Below are 25,405 nucleotides of genomic sequence, written 5' to 3'. Positions count from 1 at the left end.
ATTTTAGCTGACTATTAACTAAAAGACAATGAAATTGCCCATTAAAGCAGGGTATTTATACAGTTATGTACAGAATGTCTAATAAGAACTATCTATGGCGTGAGTGATGACGTTTTTCTCTACTGATTGTCAATTCTTCCATATAACCTGCTGTTAAGATACCTGCTGGTAAAGCAACGATACCAACCCCTACAAAAGCAGATAACATGGTAACCACCTTACCGATAACACTTGTAGCATAAATATCACCATATCCCACAGTTGTCAAAGAAACAGTCCCCCAATAAATCGCATCAAAGAAAGTATCAAAGGTATCTGGCTCAACGTTAAAAATCAAAATCGATGTGACTAAGATATAACCAATCGCCAAAAGAATAACCGCCAACAAGGCATCTCTTTGCTTTTTAAACACCTTTAGCATGAGCTGCATATTTGTAGAATACTTAATGATTTTGAGTAAGAGTAAAAACCTAAATAGGCGGAGTAATTTTAACAAGACAAAGCCACCACTCATCAAGCTGATATAGGGCAAAATACAAAGCAAATCAAGTATCGCCCACCTAGTAAAAGGGTAGTAATAATAGGATGCTATGCCTTTTTTGAGATATAAATCAGCCGTATACCAACGAATAAGATAATCCATCACAAATATAGCAAAGGGGACCCATTCAAAAAGTGACCATGCCCCACTCATTCTTCCCTTGACCATTAAAGGAAAGAAACTCACTACGATAACCAAGACCATAACAATATCGTAAGCACGGGCTAATGTCGTATCTTTTTTTCCGACTTCAATTATGTCAAATAAATGTTCTTTTCTTGTCATATTAACTCCTATTATCGATTCAAATAGGTGAAGCTCACACAATCAATCTCTGAAACCTCTCTAAAACCGATCGACTGATAAAATTGCCTTGTCTTAGGACTATTATCCGTCAACAGATGAATTTGATAGCAGTCTGAAAAACGCTCCAAAGATTTCTCTAACAAAGCCTTGCCAATCCCTTGACGTTGGTAAGATGGCAACACAAGTATATCTTGGACAAACATAATAGTGACACCATCGCCAACCAAACGGCATAAACCAACAAGCTTATGCTCATCAAATGCCGCTATACAATATAGACTATTCGCAATACCTTCAACTAAGCGTTCAGGTTGTTGGGTATAATTGGTCCATCCCACTTGACCATACAACTTAATCAATTGATCATCTTCAAACTTTTTTGTCTCTATCAGACGAATCATAACTCCACCTCCATAACAATGCCTACTTCTATCTTAACAAAGAATAGCATAAAAATAAACCTCACAGCAGATTGTTGTGAGGTTTATTAATCAGAATTTAGCTAGCCTATCTCTCGCCTTTATTACGAATCACAAAGCCATTTTTCTTTTCGCTAGAGGTACGATGTGGTTTTTTGTTGTCCTTATTGTAGAAATCTTTACGGTTTTTATTAGAATTACGCTTAAATTCACGACCGTCCTTATCTCTATCCCCACGTCTGCGGTCACCTTTGTAGCCACCACGTTCGCCATCGCGACGATTGCGACCACCCTTACGGTCACGACCTGATTTACCCTTAGCTTGACCTGGAGCAAACTTAAACGGTAATGGTTTTTCACCTGCGATTTCAACTTCTGGCATGGTTTCAGGATCTGGAACAGTTAATGTCAAAATGTATTTCGCCAATTCTTCTGGAGAGAACTCTGCTACTAATTTGGCAGCATCTTCTTCAAATTTATCAAAGTTTGCCCGAATAGTCTCATCTGCAAAATCACGTTCGATCTTCTTGAGAGCAACTTTTTTGGTTGCTTCAAAGGCTTCTTTTGCTGTTGCAGGACGCATACCCGTCATGCGTTTTTTCGTTAATTCTTCGATAATAGCTAGATAGCCCATCTCGTTTGGCGATACAAAGGTAATAGATTGCCCTGATTTACCTGCACGACCTGTACGACCAATACGGTGAACATAGCTTTCTGGGTCTTGTGGAATATCATAGTTGTAAACATGGGTAACACCTGAGATATCTAGTCCACGAGCTGCGACGTCTGTTGCAACTAAGATGTCAAGGTTATCACTCTTGAAGTCACGAAGGACACGAAGGCGTTTGCCTTGATCAAGGTCTCCGTGAATCCCTTCGGCACGATAACCACGTAATTTCAATCCACGTGTTAATTCGTCAACACGACGCTTAGTACGACCAAAAACGATAGATAATTCAGGTTGGTCAACATCCATCAATCGTGTCATCGTATCAAATTTTTCATTTTCTTTAACACGGATATAATATTGGTCGATCAACTCTGTTGTTAATTCTTTCGACGCAATTTTAACATGTTCAGGTTGCTTCATAAACTGAACACCAATACGCTTGATTGGTTCTGGCATTGTCGCCGAGAATAACAGCGTCTGACGGCTTTCTGGTACACGTGAAATAATGGCTTCAATATCTTCCAAGAAGCCCATGTTTAACATTTCATCAGCCTCATCAAGAATTAAGGTTTCGATTTTATCTAGTTTTAGAGCCTTACGCTTGATAAGGTCAAGTAAACGACCTGGTGTTCCCACAACGATATGCGCTCCTGATTTCAGAGCCTTAATCTGTTTCTCAATGCTAGAACCACCATAAACTGAGCGAACTTTAACACCTTTTTCACGACCAAAACGGAAAAGTTCCTCTTGGCTTTGGACGGCAAGTTCGCGTGTTGGTGCAATCACAAGGGCTTGAATAGCTGGATTATCAACATCAATCTTATTTAAAGTTGGCAAACCAAAGGCTGCTGTTTTCCCTGTACCTGTCTGGGCTTGTCCAATAACATCCTTACCTTCTAAGGCGAGGGGAATGGTCATCTCTTGAATAGGAGATGGTGTTTCAAAACCTGCTTTTTCGACAGCAAGTAAAATGTCTTCCGATAACTGTAATTCGTTAAATTTCAATGTTTTCTCTTTTCTAAAAGGCAGTGCGAAGCTGCCTTATCACGCTTTTTTTGTTTTTTACAACGTTACTAGTATAACATAATTCCAAAAATTAGATAGGATTTAACCTTGATTTATAGAATAATACGTTTTCATAACGCTATCCGTCATAATATGTTGATACATCACCAGAAGAAGTAAAAAGTAAGAAGACCATGACAACTATCATGGTCTTCTGTATTGTCAAGAATAACTTAAATATCAGATATCATTTATTTGACATATTAAGTTAATCTTTTTTACGACGAGGTTTAACTAATCCTAACGATGCAAGGATAGTTCCAAGTCCAAATGCTGCTGTAGCAATTGAACCAGCATCACCTGTCTTAGGTAATTCAGTCATCTTAGCAGTTGTGCTATCAGAACCCATTTTAGCCTGTTCTGATGACACTTCTGATGGATTTCCTGAGTGATTATCCGTAGCATTATTTGGTGTGTTGCCTTCATTTGAATCCCCTGAACGTTCTGGTACTTCAGGCTGCAATTCTTTACCTGGTACAATTGTTTTTGGAATATATACAATATCAATATCCTTACCAGGATTGTTTGGATCAATCGCTGGTGGAATATAACCCTTAGAAGGATCTTTTGGATCTACTGGTGTCAATGGTTGTCCATCTGGTCCTTGTGGGGTTGTGCCAGGAATGTGTGGGATTGGTGTGGTTGGTGTTCCAGGTTTTGTTGGATCTTTCGGATCATTTGGATATGGAATCGGATCACCAATCGGATTACCCTCTGGATCTTTTGGTACAAAGCTTCCAATTGGACGATAAGTCACTGTCTCAGTGATATCCTCAGCACCTGGTTCAACAGTTGTCTTCGCAACTTCTTTCTTATCTGCTAAGTATCCTGTAACAACTGGTGTCTTAACTGCATCTAAGTCAGCTGTAGCTGGTGTCCATGCTCCGTATGTGACTTCTAATGTCACACCATCAATGGTGAATGGACGTGAGAAGGTCGCGTTTTGAACTACTGAGTCTGATGCCTTGGTACCATCAGCTTTCACGTAATCAATAGTACGTGTCACTGTATCCACAGTATTCTTCTTAATCTCATTCAATTTCTCATCAGTCCATTTTGGTCCATCTGGATTATTTGGATTGATTGGATCACCTGGTTTGATTGGTTTTCCATCTGGATTAAGTGGTACGATTGGATTATCTGGTCCTACTGGTTTGTTTGGATCTTGTGGTCCTACTGGAATATCAACTTTAGGTGCTTCTAAGACTACTGTGAAGTCTTGGTCTTTCGCCTTATCTGTGTCGAAGTTTGCGCCATCTTTCAATGGATTTTCTTTGACAACATAACCTTTTTTCTTCAATTCTGCCAATTGTTTATCCAATTCAACTGTTGAAATTGGTTCACCTGACTTACCAGTTTCTTCGATTGGTGTAGTTCCTGGAATAGCTTCTCCTTTTGGATCTACAAAGGTGATCGTTGCTTTTTGCGTATCTTTCACATATGTAATATCTGTATTAGGATTATTTGGATCAATCGCTGGTGGATTGTAACCCTTAGAAGGATCTTTTGGATCTACTGGTGTCAATGGTTGTCCATCTGGTCCTTGTGGGGTTGTACCAGGGATGTGTGGGATTGGTGTGGTTGGTGTTCCAGGTTTTGTTGGATCTTTCGGATCGTTTGGATATGGAATCGGATTACCAATCGGATTACCCTCTGGATCTTTTGGTACAAAGCTTCCAATTGGACGATAAGTCACTGTCTCAGTGATATCCTCAGCACCTGGTGCAACAGTTGTCTTCGCAACTTCTTTCTTATCTGCTAAGTATCCTGTAACAACTGGTGTCTTAACTGCATCTAAGTCAGCTGTAGCTGGTGTCCATGCTCCGTATGTGACTTCTAATGTCACACCATCAATGGTGAATGGACGTGAGAAGGTCGCGTTTTGAACTACTGAGTCTGATGCCTTGGTACCATCAGCTTTCACGTAATCAATAGTACGTGTCACTGTATCCACTGTATTTTTCTTAATCTCATTCAATTTCTCATCAGTCCATTTTGGTCCATCTGGATTATTTGGATTGATTGGATCACCTGGTTTGATTGGTGTACCATCTGGATTAAGTGGTACGATTGGATTATCTGGTCCTACTGGTTTGTTTGGATCTTGTGGTCCTACTGGAATATCAACTTTAGGTGCTTCTAAGACTACTGTGAAGGTTTGATCTGTCGTCTTATCCTTGTCGAAGTTTGCGCCATCTTTCAATGGATTTTCTTTGACAACATAACCTTTTTTCTTCAATTCTGCCAATTGTTTATCCAACTCAACTGTTGAGATTGGTTCACCTGACTTACCAGTTTCTTCGATTGGTGTAGTTCCTGGAATGCCTTCACCTTTTGGATCTACAAATGTAATCGTTGCTTTTTGCGTATCTTTCACATATGTAATATCCGTATTAGGATTATTTGGATCAATCGCTGGTGGATTGTAACCCTTAGAAGGATCTTTTGGATCTACTGGTGTCAATGGTTGTCCATCTGGTCCTTGTGGGGTTGTACCAGGAATGTGTGGAATTGGTGTGGTTGGTGTTCCAGGTTTTGTTGGATCTTTTGGATCGTTTGGATATGGAATCGGATCACCAATCGTATTCCCTTCTGGATCTTTTGGTACAAAGCTTCCAATTGGACGATAAGTCACTGTCTCAGTGATATCCTCAGCACCTGGTTCAACAGTTGTCTTCGCAACTTCTTTCTTATCTGCTAAGTATCCTGTAACAACTGGTGTCTTAACTGCATCTAAGTCAGCTGTAGCTGGTGTCCATGCTCCGTATGTGACTTCTAATGTCACACCATCAATGGTGAATGGACGTGAGAAGGTCGCGTTTTGAACTACTGAGTCTGATGCCTTAGTACCATCAGCTTTCACGTAATCAATAGTACGTGTCACTGTATCCACAGTATTCTTCTTAATCTCATTCAATTTCTCATCAGTCCATTTTGGTCCATCTGGATTATTTGGATTGATTGGATCACCTGGTTTGATTGGTTTTCCATCTGGATTAAGTGGTACGATTGGATTATCTGGTCCTACTGGTTTGTTTGGATCTTGTGGTCCTACTGGAATATCAACTTTAGGTGCTTCTAAGACTACTGTGAAGGTTTGATCTGTCGTCTTATCCTTGTCGAAGTTGACACCATCTTTCAATGGATTTTCTTTGACAACGTAACCTTTTTTCTTCAATTCTGCCAATTGTTTATCCAATTCAACTGTTGAAATTGGTTCACCTGACTTACCAGTTTCTTCGATTGGTGTAGTTCCTGGAATAGCTTCACCTTTTGGATCTACAAATGTAATCGTTGCTTTTTGCGTATCTTTCACATATGTAATATCCGTATCCTTACCAGGATTATTTGGATCAATCGCTGGTGGATTGTAACCCTTAGAAAGATCTTTTGGATCTACTGGTGTCAATGGTTGGCCATCTGGTCCTTGTGGGGTTGTACCAGGAATGTGTGGGATTGGTGTGGTTGGTGTTCCTGGTTTTGTTGGATCATCAGAATGATTTGGATATGGAATCGGTGGGATCGGTGTTTCACCTTCTGGTACTTTTGGTACAAAGCTTCCAATTGGAGTATAAACAACTTTCTCTTTTAAGATATAATCTGAATTTTCATAGCTATCAGTTGTTAATCCTGATACTATTGGTACAGTCGCCTTATCAGCTAAGTATCCTGTAACAACAGGGGATTTTATAGCCTCAAATGTTGTATCTTCATCAGTCGCCACCCAAGGGCTATATGTCACTTCACCAGTAACCTCATTTACCGTAGCTGTGCGTGTGAAAACAACACTATCTGTAGCAACAGCAGCTACAGGAACCTCTTGACCATCCTTGTTTGTAACATAAGAAACTTCACGTTTTATAGTACGCTTCAAAGCTGATTCTTGTACACCATCTGGCCATCTTGGACCTTCTGGATTATCTGGGTTAATAGGAGTTCCCGGTACCTTAGGTTCATTTGGAGTAACTGTAGTAGATTTTGGACGAACAGTAACTGTAAATATCTGTGGACTATCACTATCATCGTCAAAAACTTTCTCTGATGCCTTAGCAGTAGCATAACCATCTGTTACTAATTCATATCCACGTTTGTTAAGTTCCTTGATTGATGCCACTGTATCAAAAACAATTGGCTCTCCTGCTTTACCAGTTACCGTATCTGTATCCAAAACTTTATCTGTTTTTTCTACCACATAATTAACAGATGCAACTTGGACACCATTTTCAAGATATACAATAGGAGTATCAACATCCCCGGCAATTGGTGTAGGTGGTATATAACCTTCAGATGGATCTAATGGATTTTTCGGTTTCAATGGACCATCAGGACCAACTGGGGTTGTACCAGAAATGTAAGGTATCAGAGTTTCAGGCGGTGTCACAGCTGTTGGATCATTTGGATCGTTCTTATAAGGTGGTAACTCAGGTTCTTTAAATCCATCTGGAACTTTTGGTACATATTTACCAATAGGTTTGTAGATAACCTTCTCTACTAAATCAGAACTCATTACCGTATTTTCAACAGCAGGAACAGATGATTTATCCGCAACATAACCCTGTAAAATTGGGGTCTTAATAGAATCAAAAGTAACATCGCCATTTTTCGGTAACCAGTCATCATAAATAATTTCACCAGTAACAATGTTAACTTTTGCCTTGCGTTCAAATGTAACCTTGTCAACAGCATCATTTATACCAGATGCTACTTCCTTACCACCTTCTTCCTTAACATATACAACCCTACGATTGATATCTTTTGACGTTAGCAAATCAGCTACTGTAGGTGGCCAAACCGGTGAATTTGGATCGTCTGGATTAATCGGTTTACCTGGTACAGGTGGTGTTTCAGGAGCTGGAACAACACTTTCGACTAGCTTAATGGTATACTCTTGATCAACAGCTTTATCCGTATCAAATTTACGTGCATCACCGTTAGGATAGTCATTATCCGTATCAGGTGTTTCAATGATATAACCTTGTTTTTTTAATTCAGTCAATCGTCTATCGACATCATCTTTTTTACCAAATGGATCGTTTGTTTTCCCTTTGTCAATAATAACATCAATAGTCTCATTTGTATTTTTATTAATAAATTTGACAACTGCAAGTTGATCGTCTTTCTTGTAGACAACGTCTACAACAGTATCTTCAGCTGTTGCAATGACTTTAGGTGATTTAGGTACAAATGCTTCATTTGGTGTATAGCCAGGGATTTCTGCCGTCTCAACTAAATCAAATTCATTGTCCGTCGTTGCCCAATCAGTGTAGGTTGTTTTTCCAGTCACATCATCCACTGTTTTTGTACGAGTATAAACTAATGTTTCCTCAATTACTTTAGGATTACCATTTTCTAAGACTGGACTTCCATCTTCGTATTTATAATTAATAGTACGTTTTACTTCTTCACGTTCTTCAGTAACAGTTACTGGGTTCTTTTTATACACAACATACACATCAATATTATCACTGTCATCAAGCCTAATTGATTGTGGTTCAGGTGCCAGTGCCTTAACATTTGAAGTTTCAGCATCCTTTTGAGTAGTAGGTACAACTTCTGCCGTATAACCTTCTAATTCAGGTGACACAACTTTATCAAATGTAGCATTATCAACTGGTGTCCAATTACCTAAAGTTACTGTTCCATCTTGATTAAAGGTATATGTCCTTGTAAAATTAAGCGTTTGACTTGTTGTTATCGCTTTGCTATCAGGAAGGCTTTCATTGTCTTTATATGTAGCTAAATCTGCCGGTGCATCGTTATCATTAGCATAGACATACTTAATATTTCGAGTTATGGCTGCTTCAGTTTTTGGTGTGACAATCGGCGTATATTTATTTGTCGCATAGTCAGTTCCATATTTTGCAGTTGCTCGTTCACCAGCTACCGGTGTAGTATAATCAACATCTGCTTGCTTGACAGTAACACCTGTCGCTTTACCTACAAAGTTAGGATCTGGAGTAAATGTCACTTGTTTTGTCGTAGGGTCAATCGTATATGTCCCCTCACCTGTAATAACAATACGATTTTCACTAACCTCTGCATAAGATTTGTCAACAGTAGTTACAGCACCTGTATTCGGATCAACATGAGTTGCTTGACCAGCTGACGCTCCTACTTGTATGCCATCTGTTAAGAACGTTGCTGGTGAATCCGGATTCACAATATCTTTCGTTGGTTTTTCTAATATCTCATTACCATTTTCTGTATAGACAGTACCTTTTGTCGGAAGTGTTACTGTTACACTCTGTGTTTTACCTTGTTTATCTGTTGTTGTAACACCATCACCAATTGGTTTTATATCGATAACTGTTGGGATATAGACTGAATCCATAGAGGTAGTTCCGTTAACATCATCGACCAAACGTGAATTTGTGTTTGTTCTTACTGCATCCTTAGGTGCTAATAGACCTCTTTGAACTTGTTTTAATGATTCTTCAATCGTAGCATTAGTAGCCGTCCATCCAGTACCATTACGGTTATCATCCCATGCACGAACAGCAACACCCTTAGCACGACCTACATAGCCTAATTCAGGAGTGAACTCAACCTCTACAGCCGAATTACCAACATTAGTCCCACTAAATCCTTTAACAGAATATGTTCCGACCTTATTACCTTGTGAATCATATTCATCGTATGTCGTCAAATAATACTCAACAGCATTTGTTTTTGGATTCGTAACCTTGACAGCAGTTCCTAATTCGTGACCTTGAGCATCCAATACAACAACTTCTGGCCCATTATATACAGTAGTTCCAGCAAGATCTGTAACATTGACATTTGCTGTTGATGTGGCTTTTTCAGAGGCAACCATGTCACTTGTTAAGACTATTTTAGCAGGGATATTTTCATTTATATTATTCCATGCAGCAAATTCAGGAGATTTCTTACCATAGGCTACGAATTCTAAAGATGTAGATTGTTTCTCACCTTGAATACCTGATGTTTCTTTTTTAGTACCTCTTGGTAGATGTTCAATAGAGGTTTTAAAATCTTCCACCTCACCAGAGTTGGCTGTTGAGGTAGGGGTCAAAATTTCATTTCCGTCTAATGCAATACGGACACGAACTCCCACTGTATCAAGTGAAGTATTTAAAAGCTGTGGTGTATTTTTAAACACGAGATCAACAGTACCATCTTTCCTGATTTCAAGAAGTTCTGATGATTCATTCTCATTGAAGACACCATCCCCATTAAAGTCAACCCAACCTCGAACAAAAGCCTTATCATTATTTTCACCAAGATGTGCTTCAATACCTTTTAGAGTATACTCTGTATCAGAGGATTTTTTAACTGTATACTTTGTTGTCACAGTTTCATCAAGTAACTGACGTTCACCCTCATCAGGTAAAGCTCCGATAGCAATTGCTTTATTAACCTGATTAAAGACACCAATAACTTTTTTACCATCTGGTTTAGCAATCGTAATTTCTTCAGAGTTACGCAATGCTAAAGTAGAACCGTTATCAAAGGTTAGAATACCATTACCCGTTTTGTTAACAGAATATGTTCCTGTTCTACCGTCAGCTAAAGTAATTTTATCCCCTTGATTTAATTTTTGTTCACTATAGGCTTCTGTGTAGACAACGTCGTCCAAACTCCAGGCACCACTAGCATCTTTTCCAGAAGTAGATTGATAATCAGGATCTCCCGGTGTATTTCCTAGATAAGGTTGTGTATGAATGGTTGCGACACCAGTATCGCTAATTGTAGAGAATGGACCTAAAAGATGCTTGGCTGTGCCATAAGACTCTGGAGCATCTCCTGAATCATAGACGACAAAACCAATCATAGCTGACTGAGCACCGAAAGAGTTGATATAAATTGAAAAATTAGAAACATCTTCTGAAATACCAATCGGAACACTACCTAACCTATTAGCATAACCTGAACTAAAACCTGTTATAGCTGGACCAAAAGCATTATTACCTGCTGCATCCTTACCGTAGATAGCTGGTCGTCCATCCGCATCCGTTACCACCCATTCTTCTGCATTTAATTGCGCACCGCGAAAATCAAGACTACCATTACCATAGTCTCTCGCTAAGTCATTGACCGTTTGTGGGCGACTTCTTGGAATTGTAACTTTACCATTACTATTCGTATTAGAACTAATGTTTGTAAATTCACGCCAAGGGGTACCATCTGAAATAAATTGCACCACCTCAGACATAGAACCTTCTTCGCCGTCCGCAGCAATTAATGCAACAGATACCGGTTTTCCCTTATAAGTTGCTGTAACCGCAAAACTAACACCGACATTTCCATGATTGAGGTTAGATGAAAAATTGGTCAAACCTTCACCAGTACTGATACCTGCCCTCTTTAAGTGAGACCAATTTGATTGAGGGCTTAAAATAACCTCTGCTGCCTTACCAAAATCTGCTTCTTGTATATTTCCAGGCTTTAAATCAGATTTATATTTCCGAACAGCATTAGGATTAGTACCATCGGACTGTTTATTGGGATCTGTCGCGACAGGTTTAGCCTCAAGTTTTGTAACAGTTGCTGTAATTTCATAACCATCAATCTTGGTAGGAATCTTAAAGGTCATCCCAACCTGCAGAGCCTCATACTGTTTAGGATCTCCATTTCTAACATTTTGGCTAACCATTTTTTTCTGCATTCCTGGCGGATAGGTGATTTCTGCTTTCGATAAATCAAACCAGTTGATGGTTGTTGCCAAACGATCTTTATTGATAGCCTGAGTAGGTGTCGTTGTTACATCAGATGGACTTAATGTAAATCGGCGAAGTTCATCACCTGTTTCAGGATTACGATAGATGACTGTAGTTGAACCTACAGGAGTACCTGTTCCTCCTCTTTGTTGAATGGTAATCTCATCATTAAAACGAATATTAGGATTACTATAATTCAGACTAGGGTTAGCATTGACAATAGCACGTCTAATGCTTTCTGCTTCAGCATCTGTTATAGCGTTAACATTTTCAATAACAGTAGGTGTTGGATTCTCCAATTGATCTGGTATAGCTCTAGCTGTAGTATCTGCCCTAAATTTACCGTCTGTCGGAATAGGTTGACCCTCATTAGCTGGTTTAGCTGTAGCTGTGTTACTTAGATCAGGAACGGTATTATTTGGGATAAAGCGTGGTGTTGTCCTTGGTTTTTCCTCTACCCGCTCTTCTTTGTGAACTGGAGGTGTTTCCTCACTAATACTTCCTGAGTCTTTCTCTACAAGAGTTTCCTTATCAGAGTTCTCAAGATTTACAGACTCATTAATAGGTGCATTATCAATAGATTCTTCAGTATCACTAGGAGTGATTTCCGAAGAAATAACATCAGTAGATGAATCTGGCTGAGTGGCAGTTTCCACTACAACAGCCTCTCCTTCACTTACTGAACTAGCTGCAGTCACATCCGCTTTTACCAGTGTTTGCCCTGTAAAGAACAATGTTCCTATAAGTACAGACGCTGCTCCGATTTTAAATTTCTTAATCGTAAAGCGTTGCTTTGTTTCACTATGCTTTCCTTTATAAAACATAAGACCCTCCTTCTTATGGGATTACACTTTTTTCATCTCCCACACAATATAATAACATTATATATTTTCTTAATCAAGAAATTATGTGCTCACCAAATCTATCACTATTCTAGATTAGCAGTACTTTCTAAAATTGTAACAACTGTATGATAATATTTAGTGATAACTACGAAATGATTGACTATCTATATACCCTATCCAGATATAAATGATAGTCTATTATTTATGTTAACGGAATTACTTAATTCCCACTTCCTTTCTATGCTAAGTCTATACAGACTTATTAACACACATAGTTTATCATATCATGTGGCAACTATATTGCCACTTAGATATTTTTTGTAATTTTTTTAACAAATAAAAAGATTGATATATTATTTTTTGCAAATAATAGCGTTTTTTTATTTCAAAAATGCAGATATTTTTAAAATAAGTTATTAAACATTCAGAAACAATTAAAAAACGATACATTTCTTTTAAAATATACCTTGCTGTGATTGCGGATAACAAAAAAGGATTTAACACCATTCAAATTGGCATTAAATCCTTTTCAAACTGTATATAAGATTAGATAGACTTAAAGACTAATTTAAGACTGCCGTTGCCAAAGCCTTCTGGATTTGGATAACACTCTGATCACTTTTAAAATTGAGTATTTCTGCAGGTTCGACACCCGATGAAATCCAGATTTTTAATTCAGCATCAAGATCAAAATGACCTGATGTTTCAACTGAGAAACGTGAAATAGAGCGATAAGGAATCGACTTATACGAGACTTTTTTACCTGTCAATCCTTGTTTATCAACTAAAATCAACCTTTTTTCAGCAAAAACAATCAAATCCCTAACCAAACTAAATGCTATCTCAATTTGTTCATTTGGCATTAGAACATGAGCTAATTCACGCTCAATTTTGTCAGTATCTAACTGAGAAGCATTCCCTAATAATCCTGAAAATAAACCCATCATTTTACTCCTTTACTTTTTGTCTTCTCTATGAATAGTGAAACCAGTTGCTTGCTGATTAGCCATTATGGTAATGTCTGAAATCTGAACATGCTTTGGCTGATTTGCTATATAACAAACAATATCTGCGATATCTTCAGCTTTTAGAGCTTCAATACCCTTATAAACGTTGGCAGCTCGTTCTGTATCGCCATGAAAACGCACCTGACTAAAATCAGTCTCGACAATACCAGGTTGAACTGTTGTCACTTTGATATTTGTCTCAATAGTATCAATTCTTATGCCATCTGATAATGTCTTCACTGCTGCCTTAGTCATACTATAGACTGCTGCTCCAGCATAGGCGTAAATTCCTGCCGTAGAGCCAATTGTGATAATATGCCCTTGATTTCGCTCAACCATACTCGGTAACAATAAGCGTGTTAAAGAAAGAACTCCTCTCACATTGGTATCTAGCATAGTCATGATATCTGATAAGTCACTGTCTTGAAATTTATCCAGTCCCAAAGCTAAACCGGCATTGTTGATTAGAATATCTATGCTACCACCATCACTTAAAATAGTCTGACAAACAGTTGCCATCTGTCCTAAATCAGTCACGTCTAACTCATATATCCTAACATTAACAAAATAGAGTGTTTCTAAATCAAGCTTAATCTCTTTCAATAACTGAACTCTTCGACCTGTTAAAATGAGATTATCCCCTTGTTTTGCAAAGGCATAGGCCATAGCTTTACCAATTCCACTGGTAGCTCCACTGATAAACACACATCTTTTCATGAAAGCTCCTCCCATAATATGCTACATCTATTATAACATCAAATGTCTATTATCATCATAAAAAAACAAAAATCATCACGTTTGGTATCACCAAACACTTATGTTACAATAGTCAATAGAAATAAACTCGGAGGAATGGCAATATGACTTATGAACTTAGCTTAGAATATGGTTCTTACCCTGTTAAAGAGCGTGAAGGATTTCTCGAAAGCCGGAAAGTTGCTCCTGATTTTTTAAACGATAATCCTGAATTAGTCAAAAAAATAGATGACATGAACACTCTCTTTCATGAATTATTTCTAACAATCGAGTGCACTTTTCACTATATTGGGTCACAATATCCCGATAAAATCACAAAACTCCATCAGATGTATGATCATATCGCCAACGAATTGGTCAATCACTATCCTGAACAAGACATTCATATTGAATACTTTATCTTATCATAATTCTAAATCCAACTTATACCTATCAACGTTCGTGTCACTAGTTTTTTCTAACGATACGAACGTTTTTAGTTGTCATGAGATGTCTAAAATGAAATAACCATATCACTATAAACACAACGGAAGCTTAGACAGTTAGTGTGACATGACTTTTTCAACTGACCATAACCAATCGTCTTCCAAAGTGACGATGGGCAAAATAGTATCGCTAAGTTGAGGTATAAATCATCTCCTTAATCACTTCGTACTGCCACTTCTTTTGTTTACGAAAACCAGATTTTTGTGTAAAATAAACCTATGAAAATTTTAATCACTTCAGGTGGCACAACTGAGTCTATTGATAGCGTTAGAAGTATTACCAATCACGCTACTGGGACTTTAGGGGCTACAATCGCAGACGTTTTTTTAACTCAGGGTCATTCTGTAACATTGGTAACCACACAGGCTGCCAAAAAACCTAAAAATCACCCTAACTTACAGACTGTACTTATTACTAATGTTGCCAGTTTAATGACAACATTAGAAGAACTTGTCCCACAACACGATGTCATGATTCATAGTATGGCTGTATCTGATTATACTCCTGTTTACATGACCGACATTGAAGAATTAAAGGGAGCCTCATCCATCGAGGAATTATTAAACAAAAGCAACACAGACAAGAAAATTTCATCAGCGTCTGAAACACAGGTTTTATTCCTCAAAAAAACGCCAAAGGTAATCAGCTACATCAAGTCATGGCATCCAAACATCATATTGGTTGGTTTCAAATTATTAGTGGATGTGTCAAAAGATGAATTGATTGATGTCGCTAGGAAAAGTCTAATAGCCAATCATGCAGATTACATTCTTGCTAATGATTTGACAGACATCAGTCCTGAACAACACCGTGCTTATCTCGTTGATGGCACAACAGCAACTCTAGTGACAACTAAAGAAGAAATCGCTCATTTCATTTTAGAAAGGGTCACAAATGATTAAAACCATTACCCTAGCTGTATCAGGTAGTATTTCTGCCTATAAAGCTGCAGATTTGACCAGTCAGCTCAAAAAACGAGGCTATGATGTGCAGGTCTTGATGACAGAAGCCTCAACGCACTTTATAACCCCTTTAACGTTACAAGTCTTATCGCAAAAACCGGTTCATATTGATATTATGACCGAAATTGACCCTGCCTCTGTCAGTCATATTGATTTAGCTAAACAGACCGATCTGTTCCTTGTAGTACCAGCATCAGCGAATACGATAGCCAAGCTAGCTTACGGCATGGCTGATAACATGGTGACTGGAGTTGCACTTGCACTCCCTCCCCATGTCCCTAAAATCATAGCTCCCGCTATGAATACCAAAATGTATGATAATCCCATCACACAATCTAATCTTGACAAACTAAGACACGTTGGATATGAGATAATAGAACCAAGAGAATCCCTCCTCGCTTGTGGCGATACAGGAAGAGGTGCTCTCGCTGAACTAGAAACGATTTTAGAACGCATTAAGGAGTTACAGTAATGAAAAAACAATCCTCAGACCTAGCAGCTATTTCTATCTTTTTTGCTGTCATGCTAGTGATTCATGTCATTAGTCAAATCTTATTTCGGATTTTACCCTTACCAATCACACCAACTTTAAACCATATTCCTGTTATTGTAGCGAGTATTATCTATGGACCACGTGTCGGTGCTATTTTAGGAGGATTAATGGGGATGGTTAGCTTGGTAAACGCTAGTATCTTAATTGGACCGAGCAGCTTCCTATTCAGTCCATTTGCTCCCGGAGGTAATCTCAATTCTGTGATAATTGCCCTAGTACCACGTATATTGATTGGTATTGTACCTTATTTTGTTTACAAAATCATCCATAACAAAATCGGTCTAGCTCTAGCTGGGGGACTTGGTTCAGTGACAAACACTATCTTCGTCCTCAGTGGTATCTTATTCCTTTTCCCTGATTTCTTTGCTGACAAAGGGGGAGCACAAGCTGTTCTGACACTTATTGTCTCAACCAATTCATTAACTGAAATGATACTATCGATTGTTCTATCCTTAGCTATCGTCCCAGTTCTCGAAAAAATCAAACAATAAGACCAAATCAGAAGTTAGAGCTTTTCTAACTTCTGATTTTTTTAGTGAAAACCATTGATCACATCAGTATGCTGATATGATAAACAATAACATAACCCCAAGGATACGTAAACATAACCCCAAGGATACGTATTCCTCTGGTAAAGCATCAAGATGAAAATACAGGCCTTGAAAAGATTGTTATTTTTCATAAAAAATGATATACTGAAAGCATTTAAGAGGTTACTTTTGCAAGGAGATATTTATGACATATACTGAAAACTATCAAAAATGGCTTGAATTCACAGACTTACCTGATTATCTTAAAGATGAGTTAGTGAAAATGGATGGAAAAACCAAAGAAGATGCTTTTTATACCAATCTTGAGTTTGGAACTGCTGGAATGCGTGGCTACATCGGTGCTGGAACTAACCGTATCAATATCTACGTCGTTCGTCAGGCAACTGAAGGCTTGGCAAAATTGATTACAACAAAAGGTGATGAAGGTAAAAAACGTGGTGTGGCTATTGCCTACGACTCACGCCATTTCTCACCTGAATTTGCTGAAGATGCTGCGCGTGTTCTTGCCAATCATGGCATTAAGGCTTATGTCTTTGAATCCCTACGTCCAACACCTGAATTGTCTTTTGCCGTTCGCCACTTAAACGCCTTTGCAGGTATCATGATTACAGCTAGTCACAACCCTGCACCATTTAATGGCTATAAGGTTTATGGTTCAGATGGTGGACAGATGCCGCCTGCTGATGCCGATGCACTGACAACATATATCAGAGCTATTGATAATCCATTTACCATTGGTGTTGCTGATTTGGAAACAGCAAAAGCCGACGGCTTGATTGAAATCATCGGAGAAGATGTTGATGCAGCTTACCTCAAGGAAGTTAAAGATGTCAATATCAATCCAGACCTAATCCAAAGATTTGGTCGCGACATGAAGATCGTCTATACACCATTACACGGTACTGGTGAAATGCTCGCTCGTCGTGCCTTAGCTCAGGCTGGTTTTGAATCCGTTCAAGTTGTTGAAGCACAAGCTAATCCAGACCCTGATTTTTCAACAGTTAAATCACCAAATCCAGAAAGTCAAGCTGCTTTTGCTCTTGCTGAGGAATTAGGACGCCAAGTGGATGCAGATGTGCTTTTAGCTACCGACCCTGATGCTGACCGTCTCGGTGTCGAAATTCGTCAAGCCGATGGTTCATATCAAAACATTTCGGGCAACCAAATCGGTGCTATCATTGCCAAATACATCCTTGAAGCACATAAGCAAGCTGGTACTCTACCTTCCAATGCTGCTTTGGCTAAATCTATCGTCTCAACAGAATTGGTCACTAAAATTGCTGAAAGCTACGGCGCAACCATGTTTAATGTTTTAACTGGTTTCAAATTTATCGCAGAAAAAATCCAAGAGTTTGAAGAAAAACACAACCACACCTATATGTTTGGTTTTGAAGAAAGTTTTGGCTACCTGATCAAACCATTTGTCCGTGATAAAGACGCTATTCAAGCTGTGCTATTGATTGCTGAAATCGCTGCCTACTACCGCTCTCGTGGTCTCACTCTAGCTGATGGGCTTGATGAAATTTATCAAGAGTACGGTTATTTTGCGGAAAAAACGATCTCATTAACCCTATCAGGTGTTGATGGTGCTGCTCAAATCAAAGCCATCATGGCAAAATTCCGTGATAATGCTCCTGAACAGTTCAATCAAACAGACATTGTTCTCTTTGAGGACTTCGCCAAACAAACAGCTACTGATAAAGCTGGACAAGTCACACAACTGACAACACCACCATCTGATGTGCTTAAGTACTCACTTGCGGATGATTCTTGGTTTGCTGTTCGCCCTTCAGGTACCGAGCCAAAAATCAAATTCTACATCGCAACAGTTGGACAAACTCTCGCTGAAGCTGAAGAAAAAATTGCTAATATCGAAGCTGAAATCAATGCATTTGTCATCTAATAGCATCTCCGTCTTTAAAAGCTATTAGATATAAAACACCCCGTTATCTCAACAGTGGATAACGGGGTGTTTTGAACCGGGGCTATAAGCCCACATTACCAGCCAGCGCCTAAAGACGCTGGCTTTCACTTTGTTCAAGACTCATAATCCAGATTAAAAAACCTTGAAACCAAGCAATTTCAAGAGTTTTTAATCCTTTACATTTATATCCTACCTTCTACTTCTTCCGAGAACATTTTTTAATATAAAAGGTACAACAGTTAGAGCAATACCTCCCACTACTTTCCCAGCTTCACGTATTTCACCCAAAGTCTTATTTCTACATGATTCACACCTATTATATTTATAATCTTTTGGAAGGATTTTACCACATTTTTTACAAGTCTTTTTTTCTATCATATTAGTTCCTCTGTTTCAATTTCTTTTAATTTATTTGGTAATTCTAAAATAGTTGTCTTAATTTTTGGTAGCTCTTCAGTCCAATAATTTGTTGGTGATGAATCAAGCAAGTCCAATCGTTCCACCAAATTTGGTGTCGCTAGATATGTATTATTGATAAATTGTGCAAAGTACTCGAGACTTTTTTGAGCAGCTTTCTCTTCACCCAATTCATTATAAGCTATTGCGGCTGACAATGAAACAATATTTACTGCAGATAGTCCGTCTCTGATTTCATTAATCCTAGAATCAATTTTTTCTTGTTTAACACCTTTTAATAATTTACCAAAAGTATCCTTAGGTTGTTCTTGAATGAAAGATACATTAGATTTTTGGCTTAGCATCAAAAGATTGCGACTATCTTCAGCATCAGAAATTACCTGAAGAAGCATGGAAGTTCTTAACTGTGGGTTGACAATTTCCCTTGCTTGAATTAATTTTTGTTGACAACTATACGCTATAGCTAATCTGTCAGACTCCTGCCCCTTTCTGACATCCTCAATCGCAAGCTGAACATTTTCAATCTGCTCCGCAAGTCGTGCCATTTGAAGTTGTGACGAGTAATTGGAAATTGATTCAGTAATTTCAGGTGCAAGATTCACAGTTTCCAAAGGTACTGTTGCAGCAATTTTCCCAGTTTCCGTATTCAATAATGTAGCCATTAATGAACCATCTTTTTTAGTCATTAATTTTAAAGCACCTTTTGCAATTGCTTGTTTTTGCTCTTTAGATAACACTGCCTGTAAGGTTTCTTCTGGCACAGTTGATTTTACTGCATTAATAAATGATGGAGCAGTATAGAGCAACTTCTCTATTTGAGAAAAGATTCTTCACTTAAATAATAACGAAAGGGTTGATAAGTCTCTTCGACTACCTTAGCTTGTTCAAAGTCTCCAGTTTCAAGGTAAGACAGGGCTTTTTTAAAAGACACTCCTGTCATTAACTGAACGAAATCAATCACATCTCCCTGAATGTCACGTGAAAACCATTTAAAAGTATTGGTAGCCGCAAAAATCCTAAAAGAATCATGTTCTGGATGTTCATAGACTTGCCCTAATAGTCGTTTAAAAGAATAACCTAGACTTTCTGCCACCTCTAAAATCGCCTTTTGTTTTACTCTTTCAATTCTTGTCATGCCATCTCCTTATCAAAAAAAGCAGAAGATAAACTCCTGCTAGTTGGTCTCACTTGTAGTAGTCCCTTGAATCTTTGGAATGCTTGAATTTACTCCATCAGAAGACTCTTTCAAGTCCCCTAGCTTCCCATTCCAAATGGTTACCTGATTGACAAGGAGTTTATCTGACAATTTGGCATAAGATAGTTTAAGAGAGGTGGTTTCTGTCTGTGTGCTTTTCTGAGCCTTATCACTGACATCTGACACGTAAACAACCTGATAAGATACTTCCGCAAAAGCTTCATTTTCTTCTGTATTGACATAGATATTGGCAGAATCAAAGCGATAATCCAACATATAGTCTTTATAGACTTGATTAATGGAATCTTCTTGACGAGATACCTCTTCCTTAAAGGCAGAATCTGTCATATAGGGCTTGATACGGTTGTTGTTCTCGCCCAGCTTTTCCTTGGTATAGTATTGCGTGAGAAATTCCTTGACTAACTCGTCAGAGAGAACACTTGCCTTCTCTTTTTCTTTCTCTTTGGCCAGCAATTTTTGAGCCTCGGACTGGATTTGTTTCTGCGTGTGATTGGTTACAGACTGAGAACCAATGGTGTAACCCATCATCACCATAAAGCTAGTTACAGCTAGACCACCCAAACCAATCAATAGCCGAGCCTTCATTTTGTTTAACATCACTAGTGCTATCTCCTTTTTCCATAAGATAGCACCATCATAACAAGATGGACTTGGAAAAGTTATCACAAAAAAGAAAAAGACTACCTAATTTAGGTAATCCGATAATCCTTAGCATAAATTTTCTCTATTTATAGTAGACCATTTCTGAGCCATCTTTTATTAGAAATGACTCCAACAAATAAACTTAGAAAAATTAGAATTAATATATAAGGGATTACAACAACAAAGTCGTGCATTTGAATAATTTCCCCTTTAGAAAATATTTTTTCAACTAAAACATATAAAGAATTGGAAGCATCAAAAATTGCAACAAGTTTAAAAAAACCTCCTACTGCAACAAGAATGATAGACAGTATCCAATAAACAAGTGATACTCCTAATGAGATTAACAAATTTGAAAATATTAAACTAATGGTGCCAACAATCAAGATATATTGAAGAACAATTAATGAAAACATTAATAAAGAAAACATAAAATGAAAACTATTAAAACGAAGAAACAATGCCGTTAAAATATTAGAAATAAAAATTGAAAAAATAAATTCAAATAGAAGTACTGTCACTTTTGTAAAAAGAAATTTCAGTGAATTAATACCTGAGAAGAAGCTGAATAATATTGTTTTATCAGCATAGTCCTTGTTAAAAAAATAGACAATTACAAAACCAAATAACAAAAAACCAAACTGGGTAAAAACTGTGTATGTACTGAAATAAAAATCACCTATACTAAGTTTACTAACTTTATCAATTCCAACAGGCAAAATATAGCCCAAAATATAAGATAAAATAACAGAAGAAAAAATATAAAGTAATGTCTTATTTCTAAACGACTTAATAAATTCCATTTTTAACATATCAAATTTCTCCTAAATACCATTTTATTGCTTCGTCCGCTGTCGAAATTTGGTATAATCTTTGATTATCGATTATAAAATAATTTCCATGTAATGTTCGAATGTCACTCAAATCATGAGAAATATTTATAATAATTTTTTCTGGATGTTTTTTACTATATTTTTGTAAAAAAATATGAATTTCATTAACAGTAGCTTTATCAAGCGCATTAGTAATTTCATCAAGAATAATAATTTCTTTATTCCTAGATAATAAAATATATAATTTTATTTTCTGATTTTGTCCATCACTTAATTTTTTTAATGGAATATTATTTGGCACATTTTCTAAACCCAGTAATCTATAAATCTCAGCAGATAAAGACCAGCTTACTGTTTTTATCACATCATTTAGCGTCAATTCTTTGGGTAAATTTGAATAACTCGAAATGACTAATGTTCGATCCGGAATATTCCTTGAAAAATATCCTCCCCTATTTAAAATAAAATCTTTGGCAAGTTGAGATTTCCCCGAACCATTTCGTCCTATTACATGATTTGTTATTCCTTCCTCGAAATATAACTCTGAGTCTTTCAATAAAACTTTTTTCCCAATTACCAGGTTATAATTTTTTACTATCATCACTCATCCTCCAAACCATTACTTGCTTCAGAAAGCAACCTGTCCCAAAATTAATAATTAGTTAATGGGCAGAACCTGCAATCCATCTATTTTTTGAACTTTTAACAAAATACCATAAATCATTTACATTATCTAACTCATTTTTTTTGGTTAAAACTTTTTCAAAATTCATGTCGCTAAGGACAGGTTTCATTCTTTTTCATTACTTAGTTATAGGAATAATAGTAATAACCACATAGATTTTCCCTCCACTTATTTATGCAACTATATTACTACTGGTATAAATCAAATTGATTTTTTGTTGCAAATCATATATAATGGTTGCAAATATGTTACACGAGGGTCATTATGAATTTTGGTCAAACTGTAGAATTTATTCGGCATCAAAAAAATTTTTCTATAAAACAAATCTGTGGAGATTATCTTTCTAGGCAAACGTATTACAGATTTGTAAAAGATGAAATAGATATTTCAGCAAAAAAGTTGTTTTATATTTTAGACAGTCTTAATGTAAACGTTGATGAATTCCTCTTTATAAATAATAACTTTCAAGTATCTAAAGAATTCTCTGATATGGAGAAAGTTAAATTTCATTTTGAAAATAAAGACATTAAAGAATTGAATAATTTGCTAACTAATTATTCTTCCAAATCATCGAGTAAAGAGCAGGTTCTATCCTCACTTATTTCCAGTTTGATTGGTCGATTAACTGGAGAAAAAGCTCCTAATGAAGAAAAATTACTACGTGAATATCTGATAAATATCGAAACGTGGACTCACTATGAAACAGTACTTTTTAATAACTCAATGTTTATTTTTGATAACGAATTCATTGAGCTCGTTTTTGCTAAAGTTAATTACAATATCGAGAAGTATTCTACCTTGAGATACTATGGTAACGAGTCTATACGAATGTTCATAAACATGGTAATTTTATACATTGACAGACAAGATTTAATAAGAGCTCAACAAACCCTGGATACGGTACAAACTTTCAAATTAAATGATGATTGTCTCTATGAAAAAAGCTGTATATTATTTTTTAGTGAGGTGCTCAACTACTTGACTAGAAAAACAAGTACTTTAAATAATTGTTTCTCAGTTATTACTTATTTCAAAATGGTCGGGAGTACCTCTATTGCTTCAATGTTTGAACTTTACCTTGAAAATCTAGTGAAAAATTATCCCTATCAAATATAGCTCACTCATCTTACAATAAAGTAAATAACCAGCATCATTAAAATACCTGATGCTGGTTATTTACTTTATTTGTCAAAAATTGGATAACCATTTTTATTATGCCATCCGACTTCTAACAACTTTTCTAACAAGTCCAAAGACAAGTAAAAGATTAAAAATAATATAGAAAGTGGTAAAGCTCAAAATACTATTGGTGGCTAAATCTTCCACATAGAGGTATCGTTCTGTAAAAAAGAGGTAAATTCCATAGACTTCTGTGAAAGCTAAAAATCCGATTAAACCAATGACAAATAAGCTACCAAGCATCTTCGCAATCTGGTAAAGGACAAGCAAAATCAGCCCTGTTGCTGCGATAATCAAAAGACTTTGAATAATTTGTTCAATCATATCTGTACCTCTTTCTACGTTAATTGCTTACGATAATAATCTGCCTTCCCCTTGTCTAGGTCATCCAGTTGGCCAACCAGGTCTAGATACTCTCCTTTAGTCTCTTCATCTAAGTCTGGAAAATCATTCTCACGAGTGGTAATAATGATATCTAATTGACCAATGATTTCTCGCTTTGAAAAGCTGTAATCAAGGGTTTCATCTTCATATTGTTCCTTTAAGGCTTGATAGTTATCTCTATCTTCAGGACTTGTAAAACCTTGTGCTAACCATTCTTCTAATTGGTAACGTATATCTTCTACTGTCTGGGTCATAATCAATTCTCCTTTGATGATTTCTAGACTTCATTTTACCGCGTTCATTATTTTTTGTCAGCCTTTTTTCTTAAAAATCAAGCGAAAGTTGTTGGTCGTGTTGCGGTTGGATCGTTTCATTGAACTTAGCTAGTGCTGCATCAATTTCCTCAACCTCTGCTTCTTGTTCAACCAAGGGGGCAAGAAGGTCATACTTAGCTTTAACCAGCTGATAATCCTCTTCTTTAGGAAAGACCTTTTCCACTTCTACCCTTGCGACTGCAAGCTTGTCTTTGAGGTTATTAGCCATTTCTTCAGTTTTTTCTTGGTCATCTAAAATATGGTCAATGGCATTAGTAATGCGTTGAATGGTTCCCACATCTGATTTCAAGTCTAAAGAGACAGAATACTGGTTGCTTCCTGAAATGGTTAAAGACACCATATCTGGTAAAGGCTCACTAGGACTTCTGGTTGCCATTTTAAGCTCAAACCCTCTAAAGGTCGCAAGCGTTCTTACTTCTTTGGCTTCAGAATGGTTATAGGTAATGAGTTTACGTAGATAGTCTCCAGCTTCTGCACGGTTATCCATCATTTGATTGTCAAACCGCATGATAAAATCTTGTGACTTAGTTGCCAAAGATTGGGCAATATCACGGTCATATTGACTAAGGCGTTTCTCTAATACAGGGAGGTTCTGCTCACAGTAAGAAATGGTATGGCGATATTCATCTTTGGAGCGATTAAAGGCACGCTTTTGATTGTCCAATACCGTCAACTCATTCTCTAGTTCCATTTTCAGTTTGAGATAAGGATTACCAGTTGCTAAAGCCTTAAAGTCTGAAGCAGTCATGGTCTGCTCATCAATATCTTCTGCCGACCGCACAGGGTCTTTAGAGGTCATGATTTGAGTAATATACTTGAGCTTGTTCTCCTGAGTTTGCCAGAGGTAGTTGTCAAAACTCCCTTTAGTAATATAGTGATAAATGTCTACTTCTTGGTGCTGGTTTCCCTGACGAATCAGCCGACCATTTCGCTGTAGGCTAAGTACCCAGC

19 protein-coding genes and 2 pseudogenes are annotated in these 25,405 nt (G+C 37.2%); 6 read left to right on the top strand and 15 right to left on the bottom strand.

Going from position 1 to position 25,405, the window contains the following annotated elements; all coding sequences use genetic code 11:
* Window positions 1-88: 88 nt before the first annotated feature.
* From ACVRZH_RS05615 to ACVRZH_RS05590, 6 genes are all read right to left on the bottom strand, one after another.
* Entirely contained in the window at window positions 89-826 is a 738-nt protein-coding gene (locus tag ACVRZH_RS05615; protein WP_447454322.1) for a potassium channel family protein, read from the bottom strand.
* A gap of 11 nt (window positions 827-837) precedes the next feature.
* A complete protein-coding gene (locus ACVRZH_RS05610) occupies window positions 838-1,248 on the bottom strand; it encodes a GNAT family N-acetyltransferase (protein WP_447454321.1) in 411 nt (136 codons plus the stop codon).
* 106 nt (window positions 1,249-1,354) lie between these two features.
* On the bottom strand, window positions 1,355-2,941 hold the full coding sequence (gene cshA / locus ACVRZH_RS05605; protein ID WP_447454320.1) for a degradosome RNA helicase CshA: 1,587 nt from the start codon (window positions 2,939-2,941) through the stop codon (window positions 1,355-1,357).
* Between the two features lie 268 nt (window positions 2,942-3,209).
* Complete coding sequence (locus ACVRZH_RS05600) at window positions 3,210-12,503, bottom strand: mucin-binding protein (RefSeq protein ID WP_447454319.1); 9,294 nt, start codon at window positions 12,501-12,503, stop codon at window positions 3,210-3,212.
* Window positions 12,504-13,087: 584 nt separating this feature from the next.
* Window positions 13,088-13,468 carry a PH domain-containing protein gene (locus ACVRZH_RS05595; protein WP_447454318.1) on the bottom strand — a complete coding sequence of 127 codons (381 nt, stop codon included), beginning with the start codon at window positions 13,466-13,468 and terminating at the stop codon, window positions 13,088-13,090.
* Between the two features lie 12 nt (window positions 13,469-13,480).
* Entirely contained in the window at window positions 13,481-14,248 is a 768-nt protein-coding gene (locus ACVRZH_RS05590) for an SDR family NAD(P)-dependent oxidoreductase (RefSeq protein WP_447454317.1), read from the bottom strand.
* A gap of 143 nt (window positions 14,249-14,391) precedes the next feature.
* Between ACVRZH_RS05590 and ACVRZH_RS05585 the strand changes: the two genes are divergently transcribed.
* The 5 genes from ACVRZH_RS05585 to ACVRZH_RS05565 all read left to right on the top strand — a co-directional run bounded on the left by ACVRZH_RS05585 (window position 14,392) and on the right by ACVRZH_RS05565 (window position 18,742).
* Window positions 14,392-14,697 (top strand): hypothetical protein, encoded by a 306-nt coding sequence (locus ACVRZH_RS05585; protein WP_447454316.1) that lies wholly within the window; start codon window positions 14,392-14,394, stop codon window positions 14,695-14,697.
* A gap of 294 nt (window positions 14,698-14,991) precedes the next feature.
* Window positions 14,992-15,675, top strand: coding sequence for a phosphopantothenate--cysteine ligase (locus tag ACVRZH_RS05580; protein ID WP_447454315.1), 684 nt, complete (start codon window positions 14,992-14,994; stop codon window positions 15,673-15,675).
* On the top strand, window positions 15,668-16,207 hold the full coding sequence (gene coaC / locus ACVRZH_RS05575; RefSeq protein ID WP_447454314.1) for a phosphopantothenoylcysteine decarboxylase: 540 nt from the start codon (window positions 15,668-15,670) through the stop codon (window positions 16,205-16,207). The genes ACVRZH_RS05580 and coaC overlap by 8 nt, the downstream gene beginning before the upstream one ends.
* Window positions 16,207-16,779, top strand: coding sequence for an ECF transporter S component (locus ACVRZH_RS05570; protein ID WP_447454313.1), 573 nt, complete (start codon window positions 16,207-16,209; stop codon window positions 16,777-16,779). The genes coaC and ACVRZH_RS05570 overlap by 1 nt, the downstream gene beginning before the upstream one ends.
* 244 nt (window positions 16,780-17,023) lie before the next feature.
* The gene (locus tag ACVRZH_RS05565) at window positions 17,024-18,742 is read left to right on the top strand and encodes a phospho-sugar mutase (RefSeq protein ID WP_447454312.1); all 1,719 of its coding nucleotides are present in this window, start codon (window positions 17,024-17,026) and stop codon (window positions 18,740-18,742) included.
* 395 nt (window positions 18,743-19,137) lie between these two features.
* On the opposite strand, the gene ACVRZH_RS05560 is transcribed toward ACVRZH_RS05565, so the two are convergent.
* The 6 genes and pseudogenes from ACVRZH_RS05560 to ACVRZH_RS05535 all read right to left on the bottom strand — a co-directional run bounded on the left by ACVRZH_RS05560 (window position 19,138) and on the right by ACVRZH_RS05535 (window position 22,665).
* On the bottom strand, window positions 19,138-19,941 hold the full coding sequence (locus tag ACVRZH_RS05560; RefSeq protein WP_447454311.1) for a hypothetical protein: 804 nt from the start codon (window positions 19,939-19,941) through the stop codon (window positions 19,138-19,140).
* 59 nt (window positions 19,942-20,000) lie between these two features.
* Window positions 20,001-20,315 (bottom strand): annotated as a pseudogene (locus ACVRZH_RS05555) (DNA primase); the annotation flags it as partial.
* Window positions 20,316-20,354: 39 nt separating this feature from the next.
* Entirely contained in the window at window positions 20,355-20,993 is a 639-nt protein-coding gene (locus tag ACVRZH_RS05550) for a peptidylprolyl isomerase (RefSeq protein ID WP_447454336.1), read from the bottom strand.
* Between the two features lie 131 nt (window positions 20,994-21,124).
* Window positions 21,125-21,850 carry a YydJ family epipeptide exporter permease subunit gene (yydJ, locus tag ACVRZH_RS05545; protein WP_447454310.1) on the bottom strand — a complete coding sequence of 242 codons (726 nt, stop codon included), beginning with the start codon at window positions 21,848-21,850 and terminating at the stop codon, window positions 21,125-21,127.
* A gap of 1 nt (window position 21,851) precedes the next feature.
* A complete protein-coding gene (gene yydI, locus ACVRZH_RS05540) occupies window positions 21,852-22,472 on the bottom strand; it encodes a YydI family epipeptide exporter ATP-binding subunit (protein WP_447454309.1) in 621 nt (206 codons plus the stop codon).
* 61 nt (window positions 22,473-22,533) lie between these two features.
* Entirely contained in the window at window positions 22,534-22,665 is a 132-nt protein-coding gene (locus tag ACVRZH_RS05535) for an epipeptide YydF family RiPP (protein WP_232972917.1), read from the bottom strand.
* Between the two features lie 155 nt (window positions 22,666-22,820).
* On the opposite strand from ACVRZH_RS05535, the gene ACVRZH_RS05530 reads away from it, so the two are divergent.
* Window positions 22,821-23,672, top strand: coding sequence for a helix-turn-helix domain-containing protein (locus ACVRZH_RS05530; protein ID WP_447454308.1), 852 nt, complete (start codon window positions 22,821-22,823; stop codon window positions 23,670-23,672).
* A gap of 96 nt (window positions 23,673-23,768) precedes the next feature.
* On the opposite strand, the gene ACVRZH_RS05525 is transcribed toward ACVRZH_RS05530, so the two are convergent.
* The 3 genes and pseudogenes from ACVRZH_RS05525 to ACVRZH_RS05515 form a co-directional block, all read right to left on the bottom strand.
* Window positions 23,769-24,059: a DUF5966 family protein gene (locus ACVRZH_RS05525; protein ID WP_447454307.1), complete on the bottom strand. Its 291-nt coding sequence runs from the start codon at window positions 24,057-24,059 to the stop codon at window positions 23,769-23,771.
* A 14-nt stretch (window positions 24,060-24,073) separates the two neighbouring features.
* Window positions 24,074-24,373 (bottom strand): DUF5962 family protein, encoded by a 300-nt coding sequence (locus ACVRZH_RS05520; protein ID WP_172070164.1) that lies wholly within the window; start codon window positions 24,371-24,373, stop codon window positions 24,074-24,076.
* Between the two features lie 70 nt (window positions 24,374-24,443).
* Window positions 24,444-25,405, bottom strand: a pseudogene (locus ACVRZH_RS05515) (hypothetical protein); the annotation flags it as partial.

Source organism: Streptococcus fryi (genome assembly GCF_053206505.1).
The sequence above is the reverse complement of the archived record's forward strand: the minus strand, read 5'-3'. Positions and strand labels throughout refer to the sequence as shown.